The organism is Halopenitus salinus, assembly GCF_042662125.1.
Classification (GTDB): Archaea; Halobacteriota; Halobacteria; order Halobacteriales; family Haloferacaceae; genus Halopenitus; species Halopenitus salinus.
Window position 1 is genome coordinate 258,566 of the sequence record NZ_JBHSXL010000003.1, and the last position, 17,104, is coordinate 275,669.

The window sequence follows — 17,104 nt, forward strand, 5'->3', positions numbered from 1 at the left end:
GGCGGCGGGAGTTGACCGTTGGAGGCGGCCATTCACGGCCGGTTCAAAGCGCGAGCGAATCGTGAATCGAGCGCGATCCGAACACGGTCCGATTCCGATCCGGACGCGATCGGCGTGTCGTTCGATCAGGCGAGCGGCAGGACGGTCGACATGATGAAGACCATCGCGAGACCGCTTATCGACATGATCGTCGCGACCGCGCCGTAGCTTTTGAACGTCTCCATCGTGTTGATGCCCGCGGTCTCCTTGATGATCCAGAAGCCGCTGTCGTTGAACCACGGGGCGATCATGCCGCCGAAGCCGACCGCCATCATCAGGTAGACCGGATTCACGGAGAGGCCGCCCGCGAGCGGCGCCATGATCGAGGCGCCGGTCAGGATCGCGACCGTTCCGGATCCCTGTGCGACGCGGATGATCGCGGCGATCAGCCAGCCGGTGAACAGCAGGCCGAGGCCGATCTCCTCGAGGCCGCCCGCGATGTACTCGCCGACGCCGGCCGTCGCGAGCATCGCACCGAAGGTGCCACCGGCCGCGGTGATCGCGATGATGTTGCCGCCGGATTTGATCGCCTCGGTCAGCTCCGAGTTGAACAGATCGACGTCGCCGTCCATCTCGAAGCGGTAGAAGGTGTACGCCGACACCAGCGCGGCCGCGGTCAACGCGAAGTTCGGGTCACCGAGGAACGTCGTCGCCGTGACGATCGAACCGCCCTCGTAGAGCGTGCCCGCGATCGTGCTCGAGGCGATGAGGACGACCGGAAGCAGAATCGGAAGCAGCGACTCAACGAGGCCGGGGAGCTCCGAGAGGTCCGCCTCGGCCTTGTCGCGCAGGCTGTCGGCGGTGGCGCCCATCGCCTCGCGCAGCGGGAAGTCCTCACGGCTGTGGAGGAACCGTCCGTAGACGATGCCCGCAAGCAGCGAGGAGGGGAGCGCGAGCGTCGCGCCCACCAGGATCGCGATGCCGAGATCCACGCCGAGCTCGTCGGCCATCGCGAGCGGACCCGGCGTCGGCGGCACGAGCATGTGCGTCGAGAGCGCGCCGGCCGCCAGCACAGAGATGTACAGCGAGAGCTTCACGCCCGTCCGCGCCTTCATCGATCGGCCGAGCGGGGCGAGCAGGTAGAACACGTTGTCGAAGAACACCGGGATCGAAAGCAGGTAGCTGCTTCCGAGCAGGGCGAACTCCGAGTTCTTCTCGCCCGTGATCGACAGGAACGCGCGGACGATGCGTTCCGCGGCGCCGCTGTCCATCAGGGTCTTCCCGATGATGGCCGCCATCAGGATCGGAATCCCGATGGCCACCATGACGTCGCCGAAGGATCCCGCGATCTCGGAGGGTACGTCCCCGATCGGTATCTGATCGGTGAAGATCCCGATCGCCATCGACGCGATGACGAGCCCGAGGAACGCGGGTAGTTTGAGCCACACGAGCAACAGTACGACCGCCGCAACCCCGATTACGAACGGTACGATCGGGTTTGAGAACACCATGCAATCCCCGTTCCTTGCTCGCGTGTATTAATTATTACCAATCTGCTCCGAGAATTAACCAACATCCACACTTCGAGCGGGTCGGTCGGGATTCGACTCGATCGTTCGATCGACCGAGTCGCGATTCCGACCCGTCGGGCGCCGCACTCCCGACCTATCGGCCCTTTCAGAAGCTATTTACCGACGTCCTCCGGATCCCGGATGATGCCGTACCATCGCGGGAACGAACTCGCCGACGTCTACGCGAACGCACGGTCGAACGGCCACGGGTTCGTCGCCAGCAACGTGACCCACCCCGACATCGCCGCCGGCCTCGTCCGCGGCGCCGAGGCGGTGGAGTCGGACCTCGTCGCCCAGATCAAACGCGACACCGCCGAGTACCTCGGCGCGGGCGACGTCGCGGCCGGCCTCGAGATCCTCACGACCCAGCTCCGCTCGATCGCCGACGACGGGGGCGTGGGCGTCTTCTGTAACGTCGACCACGTCTCGGCCGACGACGACGAGCTGCTGTCGGCGGCCATCGAGTCCGGGAACCCCTCCTCCGTGATGGTCGACGCCTCCGATCGGCCCTTCGAGGAAAACGTCGAACGGACCGCGGCGGTCGTCGACCGGATCGAGGACCGTGGCGCGGACCTCCTCGTCGAGGCGGAGCTCGGGACGATCGCCGGCACCGAAAGCGGAGAGACGACGACGGAGGCGTTCTACACCGACCCCGAGGAAGCCGTCGAGTTCGTCGAGCGGACCGGCTGTGACCTGCTCGCGGTCTCGATCGGCACCGAACACGGGGTCTCGAAGGGACGCGACCTCGACCTCCGCGTCGATCTGGCCGCCGAGATCGACGAGGCGCTTCGCGCGAACGGCCACGAGATCCCCCTCGTGGTCCACGGCTCCTCGGGACTCTCCGCCGACCAGGTCTCGGCGCTCATGGAGACCGGCGTCTGCAAGCTCAACACGAACACGCGCTATCAGTACGAGTACGCCAGGACCGCCTGCGAGTTCTACCACGACCACGCCGACGCCATCCTCCCGCCGGAGGGGGTCGAGGACGACCGCGAGACGTTCTTTTCGGGGGCGGAGTGGTCGCCGAACAAGGCCGAGTTCAACCCGCAGGTCGTCGGCGAGGAGATCCGCGACCGGATCGCCGAGGTCTACGGCGATCTCGCGACCGTCTCGGGCAGCGCCGGGGAGAGCCGATATGTGTAGGATCGACGGCGCGCGCGACCGGATCGGGGTTCACGAACGATGAGCGACTACCTGCTCGGACTCGACGCCGGGTTGACCCGCACCAAGGCCGTGATCTTCACTCCCGACGGCGAGGTCGTCGCGCAGTCGGGCCGGGACACGCCCGAGGACCGGCCCGATCCGGACCGCCGCGAGGTGGACCCCGAGGCCCTCTTCGAGGCATCCGCGGCGACGATCCGTGAGACGCTGGCCGACGGCGACGTCGCCGCCGAGGACGTCGCCGCACTCGGCGTCTCCGCGCACGGACACGGACTCTACACGCTCGACGCCGACGGCGACCCGGCTCGTCCGGGGATCAAATCGACCGACAGCCGCGCGACCGACCTTCTCGAGGAGTGGGAGTCGAACGGCACCGCGGATCGGATCCGCGAGCGGCTGGGCTACGCGCCGTTCGCCGGCGATCCGATCAGCCTGCTCGCGTGGCTCGAGCGTCACGAGCCCGACGCCTACGACCGGATCGACCGGGTGCTGTTCTGCAAGGACTACATCAAGTACCGCCTGACCGACCGCGTCCGGACCGACGAGATGGAGGCGAGCGTCTTCGAGAACCCGCGAACGAACGAGTACGACCGGGAGGCGCTCGAGTCCGCCGGGATCGGTTCGTGTCTCGACGCGCTCCCGGCGGTCACGCGGAGCTTCGAGTCGTGTGGAACCGTCACCGCCGCGGCCGCCGAGGCCACCGGCCTCGCCGAGGGGACGCCGGTGGCCTCCGGGCTCCACGACGTCGGCGCGACCGCGCTCGGGACGGGCGCCTACGGCGCGGGGCAGGGGGTACTCATCGTCGGAACGTGGGGCCAAAGCATCGTCGTCCTCGACGGCGAGACGGAAGGCGGGAGCGCCCCCGACGCCCCCGACGATCCGGACGCGGCAGGGGGCACGGACGGGCCGGCCCCAGGGCTCACCAGACGCTACCTCGACGGCAAGCGGCTCCGGTACAAGGGCAACCGCTCGGCCGCGGCCTGTCTCGACTGGTTCGTCGAGGAGGTCGGCCGCGACTGGCACGACCGGGCGGACGAGGAGGGCGTGAGCCGGTACGCCGTCTACGATCAAGTCGTCGAGTCCGTGCCCCCGGGCGCGGACGGGGTCCTGTTCCACCCGTACCTCGACGGGTCGACGGACGCACCGACCGACCGGGGCGGCTTCTACGGGCTCACCACGGACCACACCAAGGCGGACATGCTCCGGGCGGTCTACGAGGGCGTGGCGATCTCCCAGGCGGCACGGCTCGCCGAGCTGGAGCCCGCGGACGGTCTCGACGACGTTCGGCTGGCCGGCGGCGGCGCGCGAAGCGAGGTCTGGAGCGACGTCTTCGCCGCGGCGCTCGACCGCGAGGCGATCGTTCCGGCCGGCGGCGAGGCGGGCGCCCGGGGCGCGGCCATCTGTGCCGGGATCGCCGCCGGGATCCATCCCGACCACCGGACGGCCACGGAGCGGATGGTTCGGATCGACCGCACGCACGAACCGGACCCCGAGGCGGCGGCGGTCTACCGCGACCGACGCGACACCTTCGAGTCCGCGCTGGAGGCCATACGGCCGATATGGAAACGCCTAAGCGACGGCGACCGGGCATGATACGTGATGAGCGAACCCCGATGTCTGCTGTGTGGTGACCCACAACAGCCGAGCGAGTACATGTACGAGTCGGCGAGCGCCCTCGAGGACCACGGCGTGACGGTCGACCGGATGGAGTGGAACGGCGACCTCGACGCCGCGGCCTTCCGCGACGTGACGATGGACATGGAGGAGCGCGGGCCGAACGACTACGACGCGAGCGACATCGTCGAGAACGTGGGCGACGCGACGATGCTCGTCGTCCACAAGGCGCCCGTCTCGCGGGCCGTCCTCGAGGCCGGCGAGGACCTCGAGGTCGTCGCGGCCGCCCGCGGCGGCGTCGAGAACGTGGACTTGGAGGCGGCCGAGGACCACGACGTCACCGTCCTGCACGCGCCCGGCCGCAACTCGAACGCGGTCTCCGATTACGCCGTCTCCTTCGGGCTCGCCGCCCACCGTCGGATCCCCGAGTTCGTCGCGACGACCGGCGACGGCGAGTGGAACCTGGAGTTCGACCCCGCCGGGCTCCCCCGCGACGTCGAACACCTCACCGTCGGCATCGTCGGGTTCGGCAACATCGGCCGCAAGGTGGCGAGCCGCTGGAACGGCTTCGACCCCGAGGTCATCGCCTACGACCCTTACGTCGACGACGACGAGATGCGTGAACACGGGGCCCGCTCCGTGTCGCTCGAGGAGCTGCTGGCCGAATCGGACGTCGTGACGCTTCACGTCCGGCTGACCGACGAGACGAAACACATGATCGACGCCGAGGCGTTCGATCGGATGGGCGAGGACGCGCTCCTCGTGAACACCGCCCGCGGCGGGCTCGTGGATACGGACGCGCTCGTCGAGGCGCTTCGATCGGAATCGATCGGCGCCGCCGCCCTCGACGTCTTCGAGGAGGAGCCGCTTCCGGAGGGTCACCCCCTGTTGTCGCTCCCGAACGTCCTGCTTTCGCCACACACCGCCGGATCGACACGCGACGCCGTGCTCAACGGCTCGCGGATCGTCACCGAGGACCTGCTTGCGATCCTCGAGGGCGAGGAGCCGACGAACCGAGTCGTCTGAGCGCGCTGCCGGCGTCGTCCTCTCTTCGATCTCGGTTCGGTGGAGCGGTCCGATCGTCGCCGAAGACGCCGATCACGGACGAAACACCCACCCCTCGGCGAGGCGTTCAGCCGTGTACCCGAGCGCGTCGAACCGCTCGCGGAGCCAGCCCACCCGGTAGTCGGTTCCCCCCGCGTCGACGACGTGGGGCTCGAAGTAGACCGTCGGGCGGTGATCCTCGATCGTCCGTTCCGCGCCCGCGATCGCCTCACGTCCGAACCCCTCGACGTCGATCTTGAGGTGATCCGGCGGGGGCGCGTCGACGTCGTCGAGACGCACCACCGGAACAGTCGTCGTCTCCCGCACGTCGGCCGTCCACGCCGCGGCGTTTCCGGCGTGAAACGAGCCGAGCTCGCCGTAGCTCGAGCGGTGAAAGGTCGCCGTCCCCGTCTCCTCGCCGACGCCCTCGGCGCGAACCGACACGCGGTCCTCGAAGTCGTTGCACGCGACGTTCCGCCGGAGCTGTTCGACGACCGCCGGGTCCGGCTCGAACGCGACGACCCGGACGTCCGGACGGGTCGCGGCGGCGGCGAGGGTGTAGACCCCGGTGTTCGCGCCGACGTCGTAGACGACCTCCCCGGGAGCCAGCTCCGAACAGAGCGCCGAAAGCAGCTCGTCGCGACAGTGGCGCGGCAGCGGCTCGTAGCTTCGAAACCACGCGCCGGCGGCACGCTTCGGCGGCGCCCACACCCGGCGGTCGTGGTTCAGATCGTTGAGCCGGTAGTAGCTCCGATAGGCGGCGTCGACGATCGCCGTCCGGGCGCGCGAGATGATCGGGGTCACCCGCCCCGCTACTCCTCGGTCTCGAGGTCGCCGTCCCACGCTCGGTAGCCGCCCTCCATGCTCGCGACCCGCGCGTCGTCGTCGACCGCCTCGTAACTCTCGATGAGCTTTGCGGCCTGGATCGACGACTGGCCGATCGGACAGGCGACAACGACCTCCTCGCCCCAGTCGTGTTCCTCGACGCGTCGGGGGAGTTCGGCCATCGGGACGTTGATCGCGCCTGGAATGTGGCCGTCGGCGTACTGGCGGGGGCTCCGGATGTCGACGATCTGGACGTCCCCGTTCGCCTTGAGTTTTCCCTCGACCTCATCGGGAGTGACCTCCTCAACCATGATTGCCCCTGGGTCGTGACGCCCTAACACGTTTCGGCTTCGTCCCGGTCGTCCTCCGCCACCCGCGACGATCGATCCCGGGGTCGAACCGAGACCGTCTCCGGTTCGAAACGGCCCTCGTCCCCGCGCCATCGCCAGGATCCGACGAAGGGGCGGCCGTCGAGCGCACAGATCACGTAGGAACGGTCCGTCCAGGTGGCGCGAGCCACGTCCGTCCCGCTCGGCCGGGTGGGCCCGGTCGGATGGGAATGGTAGAACCCGACCACCTCGCGTCCGGCCGCCTCGATCGCCTCGACGATCTCGAACAGCTCCTCGGGATCGATACGGTACCTGGTCGCGGGAGTCTCGGCGGCGTTGTCGGCCGGACGTGTGCGAACCACGCGGCTTTCGGCGTCCGCTCCGCGCTCGAACGTGCCGGCGAGCACGCCACAGACCTCCTCGTCCCCTCCCGTCATCGCGTGATCGACGACGTCGTCGTAGGCCTCCCGGGTGAACTCGATCACGCCGTGCCACCTCGCTGGAGGCCGATCACGAGCCTCCTCCCGTTCGGATCTCGAATCGGACGCCGGAGAGTTCCTCGGCGTCGGCGATCGATATCTCCCAGCCGTGGGCCAAGACGATCTGCCGGACGCTGGCCATGCCCATGCCGATCCCCTCGCCGCTCTCCTTCGTCGAGAAGCCGGGCGTGAAGACGCGCTCCCTGTGGTCCGGGTCGATCCCGGGACCGTCGTCCTCGTAGTAGAGTCCCTCCTCGAGCGCCCCGATCCGGACGTCCACGTCCGACCCGCCGTGTTCGATCGAGTTGCCGACGAGGTTCTCGAGGAGCCGCTGGAACGCGTCGGGGTCGGCATCGACGACCGGGTCGTCGGCGACCGTGATCGAGACGGCGTTCGGCGGATCGACCACGGACCGAACCCCCTCGGCCGCCTCGGATACACGGACTGCGGTCCGCTCGTCCACGATCTCGCCCGTCCGGAGGGTACTCGCGAGGTCGACGCGGAGGTCGTCCACGCGCTCTATGGCGTCGACCGCCTGATCGACGTGTTCCATCTCGTCCGTCTCCAAGGCGAGGTGCAACCGCCCGCGGACCGTCGAGATCGGGTTCTTCAGGTCGTGTGAGACGAAGCTCGCGAACTCGTCGAGCCGCTCGTTCTGTCGTTTCAGCTCGCGTTCGCGGCGCGCCCGCTCCGTGACGTCGCTTCCCGAGACCACGATGGCGGTCACCGCGTCCGACTCGTCGGTTACCGGCCTGAAGGTCCCCTCGACGACCGACGGTTCCCCCTCATCCGTGTCGTGTTCGACGGTGTACCCCACATAATCGCCGTCCGCCGCGCGTTGGATCCAACGCTCGACGTCCTCGCGGCGATCGTCGCCCCACCAGGGAGTCTCCGGGAAGGGCTCGCCGATCACCGCCTCGCGGTCCGCGTCGACGTATCGGAGCGCCGTCCGGTTCACCTCGCGCAGGGTCCCGTCGACATCGAGCAGTCCGACGAGGAGATTCGGGTCGTCGAAGATGGCCTCGAACCGGCGTTCGTTCCGCCTCGAGCGCCGCTTCTGCTCGACGAACTCCGTGATGTCCCGTCCCTCCGGAATGAGCAGGGTGACCTCGCCGGTCTCGTCTCTCACGGGGCGCACGGAGAAGTCGATCAACGCGTCCCCGTCCGCGCCGTGAACCGTCGCCCGGTTTCGGTACAGCTCCCCCTTGCGGGCCGTCTCGACCGCCTCTCGAGCGATCGCCGGTCCGCCCTCGGAGCGCTCGAACCACGGCGTCTCCCAAAGCGGGTCCCCGACGACGCTCTCCCGGTCGACGCCCGCGAACTCGAGGGCCGTCTCGTTGGCCTCGATCACCGTCCCGTCCGGCTCCAACAGCCCGGTGAACTGGTAAGTGTTGTCGAAGATGGCCTCGAACCGGCGTTCGCGCCGTCTCGATTCGGTCACGTCGGTGATGACTCCTTCGAGTCTGGGGGCGTCGGAACCGTCGGAACCGCCGCTCCCGACCGCACAACCCCGCTCCGTGACCCACCGGCGTTCGCCGGCGGCCGTACGGATGCGGTAGGTGAGCTCGAAGGACTCGTCGGCCGCGAGGGCGTCCTCTATCTCCGTCCAGACGGCCTCCCGGTCGTCGGGGTGGATCACGTCCTCGCCCCAGGCGAGCGACTCCGACTCGAGCCGTTCGGGCGTGTATCCCGTGATCTCCTCGCAGTCGCCGGCGACGTACTCCATCGGCCATCCCGGGTCGTTGCGGCACCGATAGACGATCCCCGGCAGGTTATCGACGAGCGTCTCGAGCCGGCGGCGATGCGTCCGGGCGTCACGCCGCGATCGAAACCGCTCGACGGCGTTCTCGATCCGGTTTGCCAAAAGCGTGTACTGTTCGGTTCCCGGTTCCTTTTGCAGGTAGTCCGTGACGCCGGCGGAGACCGCCTTGCTTGCGATCTCCTCCGACCCCTTGCCGGTGTAGAGGATGAACGGCAGCTCCGTATACTCCTCGCGCAGGTCCTCGAGAAACTCGATCCCGTTTCGACCCGGCATGTCGTGATCGGAGACGACGCAGTCGACGGTCCGCTCGCGAAGCGTCTCGAGGCCCTCGTCCGCGTCGGTCGCCGTGAGAACGTCGAAGCGGTCGTTCTCCCGCTCGAGGAACCGGGTGGCCATCTCCGCGAACTGGGAATCGTCGTCGACGTGCAGGACGGTGATCGAGGCAGTCATGCGGTCACGCTCGTCGAATCGGTCGGTCCCGATCGCCGCGGGTTACGCTCGAGGTGCTCGCGCCGGCCCGAGTCGTCGTACTCCGGGTCACGTCGTCGCGGGTCCCTCCGGGTTCGACCGTGATCCGGACCCGCCTCCCCCATCGTCGTCGGGTCCTCCCCCGGCGTGGTCGTCGACGTCGGTCGTCGACGTCTCCGTCTCGTCGACGTCCCCCTCGAGGCGTCGTTCGGCCTCGTCTCGGTCCTCGGGGTAGCCGACGTCGATCCGCCAGCCGTCGAGGCCGATCGCGTCGATCGTTCGGCCCGACTGGATCAGCAGATCGATCGCGTCCGACAGCTCGTACTCGCCGCGGTCCGAGGGCTGCACGAGGTGGCACGCGTGGAAGATCGCCGGCGAGAACGTGTAGAACCCGGTCATGACCAGGTTAGAGGGCGGGTCGTCGGGCTTTTCGATCACGTCCGTGATCTCGCCGTACTGGTTCGTGTCACAGACGCCGTACCGGGAGGCCTCCTCGAAGGGCACCTCCTCGACGAGAAACGCGGCGTCGGCGCGATCCTCGCGCTGACGGCGGACGACGTCCTGGAGGTTCGCGTCGAAGACGTTGTCGCCGAGGATCAACATGAAGTCGTCGTCGACGTGTTCTTCGACGGTGAGTAAAGCGTGCGCGAGCCCGTTCGCTTCGCGCTGGTGGGCGTAGGTGATCGGAACGCCCTCGTAGACGTCCCCGTAGTGGTCGATGATGACCTCCTTTTTGTAGCCGACCACGACGACGAGCTCGTCCGCGCCCAACTCGATGAGCTGATCGAAACAGTGGGTGAGGATCGGATCGTCGGCGACCTCGACCATCCCCTTCGGTTTGTCGTCGGTCAGGGGTCGCAGACGCGTCCCCCTTCCCGCCGCGAGCACGACTGCCTTCATACGCCGTGGATCGGTCCATCGGGTTATATATTCGGGGATTCCGGGCCGTCGGCCGTCCACGGCGTCGAGCACGGCCATACGTCCGGGATCGAGTCCGGCGAGGATACAACACCTATTTGGTTCCGACGACACACCTGCAGGTAATGAACGGGAACCGGTTCGGTCGTCTCTTCCAGGTGACGACCTACGGCGAGAGCCACGGCGAGGCGATGGGCGTGACCGTCTCCGGCTGTCCCGCCGGCGTCGAGCTCGAGGAGTCGTCTATCCAACGCGATCTCGACCGGCGCAAGCCGGGCCAGTCGATGATCACGACCTCGCGGGGCGAGCCCGACGAGGTGACGATCAACTCGGGCGTCCAGGACGGCTACACCACGGGGACGCCGATCGGCATGGTGATCGAGAACAAGGACGCCCGGTCGGGCAAGTACGAGCCGTACGTCACCGCCCCGCGGCCCTCCCACGGCGATTACACCTACTCCGCGAAGTTCGGCACGCGAAACTGGGGCGGGGGCGGCCGCTCGTCCGCGCGCGAGACGGTGAACTGGGTGGCGGCCGGCGCGGTGGCCAAGGCCGTTCTCGACGCCTCCGACCACGACGTCGAGATCAAGGCGCACGTCAACCGGATCGGCGAGATCGAGGCGCCCGAGGTCTCCTTCGAGGAGATGCTCGAACACGCGGAGGAGAACGACGTGCGCTGTGGCCACCCCGAGACGGCCGAGCGCATGCAGGAGCTGATCGCCGACTACCAGGAGCGGGGCGACTCCATCGGCGGGTCGATCTACTTCGAGGCCCGCGGCGTTCCCCGGGGACTCGGCGCGCCGCGGTTCGACGGCGTCCCCTCGCGGCTGGGCCAGGCGATGATGTCGATCCCGGCGACCACCGCCTTCGAGTTCGGGCTCGGGACCGACGCGGTCGAGGTGGCCGGCTCGGACCGCAACGAGGACTGGGAGTTCGACGAGGGCGACCACCCGGAGACGGTGAGCGAGGCGGGCGATCCGGTGCCGGTCGGAAACGACCACGGCGGCCTCCAGGGCGGGATCACGACCGGCGAGCCGATCTACGGCGAGGTCACCTGGCACGCGCCGACGTCGATCCCGAAGAAGCAACACACCGCCGACTGGGAGACCGGCGAGCGAAAGGAGATACAGGTCGTCGGCCGCCACGATCCGGTCCTGCCGCCGCGGGCCGTCCCCGTCGTCGAGGCGATGCTGTACGTCACCGTCCTCGACTTCATGCTGCTCGGCGGTCGGATCAATCCCGACCGGGTCGACGACCGACCCGGCCAGTACGACACCGACTACCACCCGAGCAGTCCGGAAAACGAATAGGGGGCGTTCGTGCGCTCGACGTGATCGTTCGGTTCGAACGCGCTGCCCGCTCGTTCGACCGCTAATCCTCGGAAGCGTCGGAAGCGTCCGAGTCCCCGATCGCATCGCCGGCCGACCGGCTCCCGCCCTCATCGGCAGCGATGGGATCGCCGCCGTCGACATCCGGATCACCGCGATCGGCGTCCGGATCGCCGCCGTCGTCTTCAGCCACGGCAACGTCTCCTTCAACCACGTCGGGGTCGTCCCCATCGTCACCGTCCGCGTTTCGTCCCGCTTCGGCATCCGTCGCGCCGTCGCGAGCGGGCTTCGGATCGGCCGGCTCGAAGCCGGCCTCGTCGAAGTCGATCTCCGGAACCTCGACCGGTTCGCCGCGCTCCTCGAGTCGTGCTCTCGCGGCCGATCGATCGACCGTTCCGGAGACCGTCCGGGGGAGATCCGCCGCGTAGGCGATCGTGCGCGGCAGCTTGAACGCGGCGAGCTCCGATCTGGCGTGCTCGATCAGGTCCCGCTCGTCCATCGAGACCGGTTCGTCGGTCGGGTTCGATTCGTCCAGGGAGGGGCGGTCGTCACCTTCGTTTCCGGTGTCGCTTTCCGCCGGCAGCTCGTCCCCGTCGTGGGTCGGCTCGTCGGCGTCGTTGCGTCCGTCGTCCCGATCCGGCTCCGCTGGGCCGTTGTGGCCGTCATCCCGATTCGACCCCTCTGCGTCGTCGGATCCGTCGTTCGCGGGCACGATCAATGCGCCGACGCGTTCTCCCCAGGTTTCGTCGTCGATCCCGACGACCGCGACGTCCTCGACGTCGGGGTGTGATCGAAGGATCGCGGCGACCTCTCCGGGCTCCACGTTCTCCCCGCCGGTGATGATCCGGTCGTCGCGACGGTTGAGGACGTGGACGTACCCGTCGGCGTCGACGCGGCCCACGTCGCCGGTGTGGAGTCCGAAGGGGCCGAACGCGGCGTCGTTCGCCTCCGGCATATCGTGATAGCCGAGCGTGACCGTCGGTCCGGCGACGACGAACTCGCCGACCTCCCCGGTTTCTACGGGGTCGCCGTCGTCGTCCACGACGGTCAGATCGGTCCACATGAGCGGTCTCCCGACCGTACCCGGATGATCGAAGGCCTCCTCGGGCGTGGCGGTCGTGATCTGTGAGGCCGTCTCGGTCATGCCGTAGGTGGGATAGACGGGGATCGAGTAGTTCTCACAGCGCTCAACGAGCTGCTCGCTCGCCGGCGCACCACCGAGCAGGACCGCACGAATCGAGTCCGAAAGCGTCCCGCGGCTGTCGAGCATCCGGGTCAGCATCGTCGGGACGAGCGAGACGCCGGTGACGTCGTACCGGTCGACGTCGTCGGCCGCGCCGCCCGGATCGAACCCCTCGCGAAGGACGATCGTCGTGCCGTAGAGCACCGTTCGAAGGACCGGCGAGAGGCCGCCGGCGTGATGCAACGGCAGGGTGAGGAGCCAGCGATCGTCGCGTCGCACGCCGAGGCGAAACGCGGAGGCGACCGCCGAGAAGAACGCGTTTCCGGCCGTCACCTCGACGGGCTTGGGTCGACCGCCGGTTCCGGAGGTGAAGAGCAGACACAGCGTGTCCGCGAACGTCCAGGTCGGCTCCCCGATCGGGCCGGGGTCGGCGTCGTGGACCGCGTGGACGCCGTCGCGGTCCGGATCGTCGACCGAGAGGACGCGGACGTCGGCGTCCGAGAGCGCCTCGACCGCCGTCGCCTCCGTCTCCGCGCCACAGACCACGTCGTCCACGTCGGCCGCCTCGGCGCGGTCGGCGATCTCGCGCGGGGTGAGGTCGTGGCCGATCGGCACGAACGTGGCGCCGAGGCGCATCGCGGCGTGGATCAATCCGACGTAGCCGACCTGCGGGGCGAGGTGAATGCCGAGGGTGGTCCTCGAGTCGATCCCGAACGCGGCGAGGCGACCGGCGGTCCCGTCCACCAGCCGATCGAGGTCGTCGTAGGTCCACGACTCGCCGTCGGCCGCGCGCACGAGCGCCGTCGCGTTCGGCGTCGCGGCGACGCGGTGAGAGAGCCAGTCGCGCATGCGTCCGGGTATTGGAGGGGGGTCCCTACTGTCTTGTGATCGCCGTCGGGGCCGAGGAGGACGTCACTCCTCGTGGCGGACGGTGAGAACCGGCACGTCCGAGGTTCGGACGACGCGTTCCGTGACGGAGCCGAGCAGGTAGCGGTCGAGTCCCTGTCGGCCGTGGGTTCCCATCACGACCAGGTCGATCCCGTTGTCCTCGACGTACTCCCGGATCGTCCGATAGGCGGTCCCGTTGACGACGCTCGAGACGACCTCGACGCCCGCCTCCTCGGCGGCCTTCGAGACGCGTTCTATGGCCTCCTCGCCCTCCGACTCGAGGGCTTCGACGACGATCTCCGCTCCGGCCTCGAGCGTGGAGTACGCGGAGCCGTCGACGACGTAAAGCGCGTGAACGCGGGCGTCGTAACGGCTCGCGAGGTCGATCGCGTGTTCGATCGCGGCGTCGGCCGCCGGGCTTCCGTCGGTCGGCACGAGGATCTGATCGTACATCTCGGATGGGGGTACGAAGTCGACCGATTAAAACCCACTCCTCGCGAGCGCGAGTTCACTTCGGGGGTCACTCCGGAGTCGATCGGACGAGCCGCATCTCGCCGCGGGCTCGCAGCCGCCCGTCGACGTCGGCCCCCTCGTAAATGGAGAGGTCCCGTCCGGAGACGTCGCCGAGCACGCGGGCGCCGGGCTCGATCGTCACGGTCCCGTCGCTCGTGGTCACGTCGCCGTGGATCGTGGTTCCCTCGCCGACCGATACGTCGCCGCGGGCACGCAGGGACCCGAAGAGTTCGGTGTCGCGTCCCACCTCGATCGTTCGCGCGCGAACGTTCCCGTGGAGCCGGCAGTCGTCGCCGATCGTCGCGGGCGTCGAGACGCGCCAGGCGTCGTCGGAGACGTCCGCGCCCTCGGGGATCGAGAGCGGATCGCGGGCGTCCCCGCCCTCCGAGAGGGCCCTCGCCAGCTCGTCGGCCGCCTCGGTCTCGCCGGCCCGAAGCAGCTGTGAGAGGACGACGAAGTAGAAGACGATGGTCGGGACCGGGTTCCTGACCACGATCCAGCCGTTCGCCTCGAATCCCTCCTCGACGTCGACGTCGTCGCCGATGTCGAGGTCGCCGGAGACCATGAGCCGGCCGCCGACATGGACGCGTTCGCCGAGATAGGCGTCCTCGCCGACCAGCACGTTGCCGGCGACCTCACACCACGTGTCGAGACGGCAGTCGCCTTCCGCCTCGATGTCCCCGCCGACCCTGACGCGTTCCGCGGCGATCACGTTACGTCCCCGAACGCCGAACTCGACGTCGGCCTGTCCGCCGATGAGGACGTCCCCGTCGGTCACGAGGTCGTGCTCCTCGACGGTCGTGTCCGACGGGACGGAGAGTTCCTCGATCGGATCGCCACGAAGCGGCACGTCCGGTCACAGACCGCGAAACGGTATAAGTGAAACGGGGCGTCCGACGGACGGCGGACGGAGATCGGCGGGCGGCGGACGGACGACGGACCATCGTCGAGACGAACGGCCGACGACACACCGACGACGACACACGCCGCCGACGAACCGTAAGCGGGTTGCCTTCGGCTCCCGGCCTCCCTGCATGGTTCCACCGCTGGTGCTCGACATCGACGGGACGTTGACGACCCCCGAACATCGCGTCGACCGTCGGGTCTTCGAGATCCTCCCGAACTGGGAGGCGCCGGTCGTCCTCGCGACGGGGAAGGCCTTCCCCTATCCGGTCGCGCTCGCGCACTTTCTGGGGCGGTCCGAGACGGTCATCGCGGAGAACGGGGGCGTGGTTCACACGGAGGGAAACACGGAGTTCGCCGGCGATCCGGACGCCTGCTGGGACGTGATAGAGGAGTTCCTCGAACGCGGCGGCGACCTGGGATGGGGCGGACGGACGACGGTCAACCGCTGGCGCGAGACCGAGGTGGCCGTCTCGACGGACGCCGACGAGGAGCTGCTTCGCGAGATCGCCGCCGACCACGGACAGACGGTCGTCGACACCGGCTACGCCTACCACGTCAAATCCCCGGACGTCTCGAAGGGCGCGGCGCTCGAGATCCTCTGTGAGACGTGCGGGTACGATCCCGATCGGTTCGTCGCGATCGGCGACAGCGAGAACGACGCCTCGACCTTCCGGGTCGCCGGCGAGTCCTACGCGGTGGCGAACGCCGACCCGGCGGCCCGCGAGGCGGCCGATCACGTCCTCTCTGCGGGATACATGGACGGGACGGCGAGCGTGCTCGAGCGACTGCTCGTGGGGGACGGGAGAGATAACGCGGCCGGTGTGAACGAGCGGGACGGCTCCGACGATGCGGATGACGAGGACGTCGCGGACGAGTGAGCCGGCTCGCGACGGTGCGGTTCAGACGTCGGCGTCATCGAAGGGGACGAACTCCCCGTTGATGTCCCACTCGTGGATGCAGTAGACGTTTCCGGGCTCCTCCACGCGCCAGCTCTCGCGATCGGCGTCCCACCGCTCGCGGCGCCCGCAGTTCTCACAGGCTCGGTCGGTCGGGGTTCGAAGCGTCGAGTTCATACGTACGTGAGCGACCCGCAAGCAAAAAAATCCCTCTATCGGCGAGGCGTCGAAGGACGACCGCGAGAGCGGAATACGAAGGGACGTTCGCATCGGTGTTCGAGGGACGTTCGCCTCAGTACTCGATCGCACCCGAGTAGCGATCGAGGACCAGAACCACGACGGCGCCAACGACGGCGACTCCGAGGAACTCCGGAGCGGCCGCGTTCCAGCTTCCGCCGGTCGCCGCGAGCGTCCGATCGACCTCGACGACCGGCGCGCGGAGGGCGCCGACGATCAGGCTCACGAGGAAGGCGACCGTCGCGGCTCGCCGGTGCTCCAGCGCGCGTCGCACCGCGTGGGCGACCGTGAACAGGCCGACGACCCCGCCGGCGAGGAAGACGACCACGGGCGGCGCGGCCGCGATCGCGGGGTCCGGATCGCCGGCGGCGACCGCGGACACGATCCCGTCGATGAACGCCGAGAGGGCGTCGGTCATCCGCTCGTACTGGCCGAGGATCACGAGCAGGAGCGACCCGGAGATCCCCGGCAGCACCATCGCGCTCACGGCGATCGCACCGGCGACGAAGACGACGCCGAGACCGCCACCGAAGACGCTCTCGGCGTACCCGGAGGTGAGAAAGGCCGCGAGAAATCCGACGACGGCGGCGGCCTTTCTTCCGGACGTCGAGAGGTCGACCTCCGACCGGAGCACGACCGCCGAGGCGGCGATCAGCCCGAAGAAGAAGCCGAAGGTCGCGACGGGCGCCGCCTCGAGCAGGTGCTCGACGATCCGGAGGACGGTCACGATCGCGGTCGCGATGCCCGCACCCAACACACAGAGGAACGGGCCGTCAAGCTCGAGGAACGCCGCCCGCGCGTCGGGGAGGTTCGCGGGCTTCGCTCCCGCGAGGACCCGTCGGATCCGGTCGGGGTCGACGGCGGTGATCGCGGCGATGAGCCGCTCGTAGATCCCCGTGATCAACGCGATCGTGCCGCCGGAGACGCCGGGGACCGCGTCCGCACAGCCCATTGCGACCCCGCGGAGGTAGACGCCGAGCCACTCGCGCGCGTCGACCATCGA

Annotated in this window: 15 protein-coding genes and 1 pseudogene; 5 read left to right on the forward strand and 11 right to left on the reverse strand. The window is 68.8% G+C overall.

Annotated features, from left to right (window positions below; genetic code table 11):
- Window positions 1-125 precede the first annotated feature (125 nt).
- Entirely contained in the window at window positions 126-1,490 is a 1,365-nt protein-coding gene (locus ACFQE9_RS04030; RefSeq protein ID WP_379740685.1) for a GntP family permease, read from the reverse strand.
- A gap of 204 nt (window positions 1,491-1,694) precedes the next feature.
- Here ACFQE9_RS04030 and fba point away from each other — a divergent pair, with 204 nt between their 5' ends.
- Genes fba through ACFQE9_RS04045 form a run of 3 tightly spaced genes read left to right on the forward strand, consistent with a single transcriptional unit; the run spans window position 1,695 to window position 5,351 of the window.
- Window positions 1,695-2,693, forward strand: a complete 999-nt coding sequence (gene fba, locus ACFQE9_RS04035; protein ID WP_379740697.1) for a class II fructose-bisphosphate aldolase — start codon at window positions 1,695-1,697, stop codon at window positions 2,691-2,693.
- A 39-nt stretch (window positions 2,694-2,732) separates the two neighbouring features.
- Window positions 2,733-4,304 carry an FGGY-family carbohydrate kinase gene (locus tag ACFQE9_RS04040; RefSeq protein ID WP_379740701.1) on the forward strand — a complete coding sequence of 524 codons (1,572 nt, stop codon included), beginning with the start codon at window positions 2,733-2,735 and terminating at the stop codon, window positions 4,302-4,304.
- A 6-nt stretch (window positions 4,305-4,310) separates the two neighbouring features.
- Complete coding sequence (locus ACFQE9_RS04045) at window positions 4,311-5,351, forward strand: 2-hydroxyacid dehydrogenase (RefSeq protein WP_379740704.1); 1,041 nt, start codon at window positions 4,311-4,313, stop codon at window positions 5,349-5,351.
- 72 nt (window positions 5,352-5,423) lie between these two features.
- On the opposite strand, the gene ACFQE9_RS04050 is transcribed toward ACFQE9_RS04045, so the two are convergent.
- The 5 genes from ACFQE9_RS04050 to aglF form a co-directional block, all read right to left on the reverse strand.
- Window positions 5,424-6,173, reverse strand: a complete 750-nt coding sequence (locus ACFQE9_RS04050) for an FkbM family methyltransferase (protein WP_379740707.1) — start codon at window positions 6,171-6,173, stop codon at window positions 5,424-5,426.
- A gap of 8 nt (window positions 6,174-6,181) precedes the next feature.
- On the reverse strand, window positions 6,182-6,505 hold the full coding sequence (locus tag ACFQE9_RS04055) for a rhodanese-like domain-containing protein (RefSeq protein ID WP_379740711.1): 324 nt from the start codon (window positions 6,503-6,505) through the stop codon (window positions 6,182-6,184).
- Between the two features lie 23 nt (window positions 6,506-6,528).
- Entirely contained in the window at window positions 6,529-7,008 is a 480-nt protein-coding gene (locus ACFQE9_RS04060) for a desampylase (RefSeq protein ID WP_379740714.1), read from the reverse strand.
- A 25-nt stretch (window positions 7,009-7,033) separates the two neighbouring features.
- Window positions 7,034-9,214, reverse strand: a complete 2,181-nt coding sequence (locus ACFQE9_RS04065) for a PAS domain S-box protein (RefSeq protein ID WP_379740717.1) — start codon at window positions 9,212-9,214, stop codon at window positions 7,034-7,036.
- A gap of 87 nt (window positions 9,215-9,301) precedes the next feature.
- On the reverse strand, window positions 9,302-10,132 hold the full coding sequence (gene aglF, locus ACFQE9_RS04070; protein ID WP_379740720.1) for a UTP--glucose-1-phosphate uridylyltransferase AglF: 831 nt from the start codon (window positions 10,130-10,132) through the stop codon (window positions 9,302-9,304).
- A 143-nt stretch (window positions 10,133-10,275) separates the two neighbouring features.
- Here aglF and aroC point away from each other — a divergent pair, with 143 nt between their 5' ends.
- Window positions 10,276-11,460: a chorismate synthase gene (gene aroC, locus ACFQE9_RS04075; RefSeq protein WP_379740723.1), complete on the forward strand. Its 1,185-nt coding sequence runs from the start codon at window positions 10,276-10,278 to the stop codon at window positions 11,458-11,460.
- Between the two features lie 61 nt (window positions 11,461-11,521).
- Here the strand turns inward: aroC and ACFQE9_RS04080 are convergent, their stop codons facing one another.
- From ACFQE9_RS04080 to ACFQE9_RS04090, 3 genes and pseudogenes are all read right to left on the reverse strand, one after another.
- Window positions 11,522-13,510, reverse strand: a complete 1,989-nt coding sequence (locus ACFQE9_RS04080) for a class I adenylate-forming enzyme family protein (RefSeq protein ID WP_379740726.1) — start codon at window positions 13,508-13,510, stop codon at window positions 11,522-11,524.
- Between the two features lie 63 nt (window positions 13,511-13,573).
- Window positions 13,574-14,002 (reverse strand): universal stress protein, encoded by a 429-nt coding sequence (locus tag ACFQE9_RS04085; RefSeq protein WP_379740729.1) that lies wholly within the window; start codon window positions 14,000-14,002, stop codon window positions 13,574-13,576.
- A gap of 76 nt (window positions 14,003-14,078) precedes the next feature.
- Window positions 14,079-14,912: pseudogene (locus ACFQE9_RS04090) on the reverse strand (polymer-forming cytoskeletal protein); the annotation flags it as partial.
- Between the two features lie 184 nt (window positions 14,913-15,096).
- Between ACFQE9_RS04090 and ACFQE9_RS04095 the strand changes: the two are divergent.
- Window positions 15,097-15,846: a phosphoglycolate phosphatase gene (locus ACFQE9_RS04095; protein WP_379740732.1), complete on the forward strand. Its 750-nt coding sequence runs from the start codon at window positions 15,097-15,099 to the stop codon at window positions 15,844-15,846.
- A 21-nt stretch (window positions 15,847-15,867) separates the two neighbouring features.
- Here ACFQE9_RS04095 and ACFQE9_RS04100 read toward each other — a convergent pair whose 3' ends face one another.
- Both ACFQE9_RS04100 and ACFQE9_RS04105 read right to left on the reverse strand, forming a co-directional pair.
- Window positions 15,868-16,041 (reverse strand): HEWD family protein, encoded by a 174-nt coding sequence (locus ACFQE9_RS04100; protein WP_379740735.1) that lies wholly within the window; start codon window positions 16,039-16,041, stop codon window positions 15,868-15,870.
- 115 nt (window positions 16,042-16,156) lie between these two features.
- A complete protein-coding gene (locus ACFQE9_RS04105; protein WP_379740738.1) occupies window positions 16,157-17,101 on the reverse strand; it encodes a DUF368 domain-containing protein in 945 nt (314 codons plus the stop codon).
- Between the last annotated feature and the right edge of the window lie 3 nt (window positions 17,102-17,104).

Coding starts and splice junctions, on each gene's coding strand:
- aglF (WP_379740720.1), bottom strand. CDS start 10,132: ATGAAGGCAGTCGTGCTCGCGGCGGGAAGGGGGACGCGTCTGCGACCC.
- ACFQE9_RS04085 (WP_379740729.1), bottom strand. CDS start 14,002: ATGTACGATCAGATCCTCGTGCCGACCGACGGAAGCCCGGCGGCCGAC.
- ACFQE9_RS04080 (WP_379740726.1), bottom strand. CDS start 13,510: ATGCGCGACTGGCTCTCTCACCGCGTCGCCGCGACGCCGAACGCGACG.
- ACFQE9_RS04095 (WP_379740732.1), top strand. CDS start 15,097: ATGGTTCCACCGCTGGTGCTCGACATCGACGGGACGTTGACGACCCCC.
- ACFQE9_RS04030 (WP_379740685.1), bottom strand. CDS start 1,490: ATGGTGTTCTCAAACCCGATCGTACCGTTCGTAATCGGGGTTGCGGCG.
- aroC (WP_379740723.1), top strand. CDS start 10,276: ATGAACGGGAACCGGTTCGGTCGTCTCTTCCAGGTGACGACCTACGGC.
- ACFQE9_RS04100 (WP_379740735.1), bottom strand. CDS start 16,041: ATGAACTCGACGCTTCGAACCCCGACCGACCGAGCCTGTGAGAACTGC.
- fba (WP_379740697.1), top strand. CDS start 1,695: ATGCCGTACCATCGCGGGAACGAACTCGCCGACGTCTACGCGAACGCA.
- ACFQE9_RS04105 (WP_379740738.1), bottom strand. CDS start 17,101: ATGGTCGACGCGCGCGAGTGGCTCGGCGTCTACCTCCGCGGGGTCGCA.
- ACFQE9_RS04045 (WP_379740704.1), top strand. CDS start 4,311: ATGAGCGAACCCCGATGTCTGCTGTGTGGTGACCCACAACAGCCGAGC.
- ACFQE9_RS04055 (WP_379740711.1), bottom strand. CDS start 6,505: ATGGTTGAGGAGGTCACTCCCGATGAGGTCGAGGGAAAACTCAAGGCG.
- ACFQE9_RS04040 (WP_379740701.1), top strand. CDS start 2,733: ATGAGCGACTACCTGCTCGGACTCGACGCCGGGTTGACCCGCACCAAG.
- ACFQE9_RS04065 (WP_379740717.1), bottom strand. CDS start 9,214: ATGACTGCCTCGATCACCGTCCTGCACGTCGACGACGATTCCCAGTTC.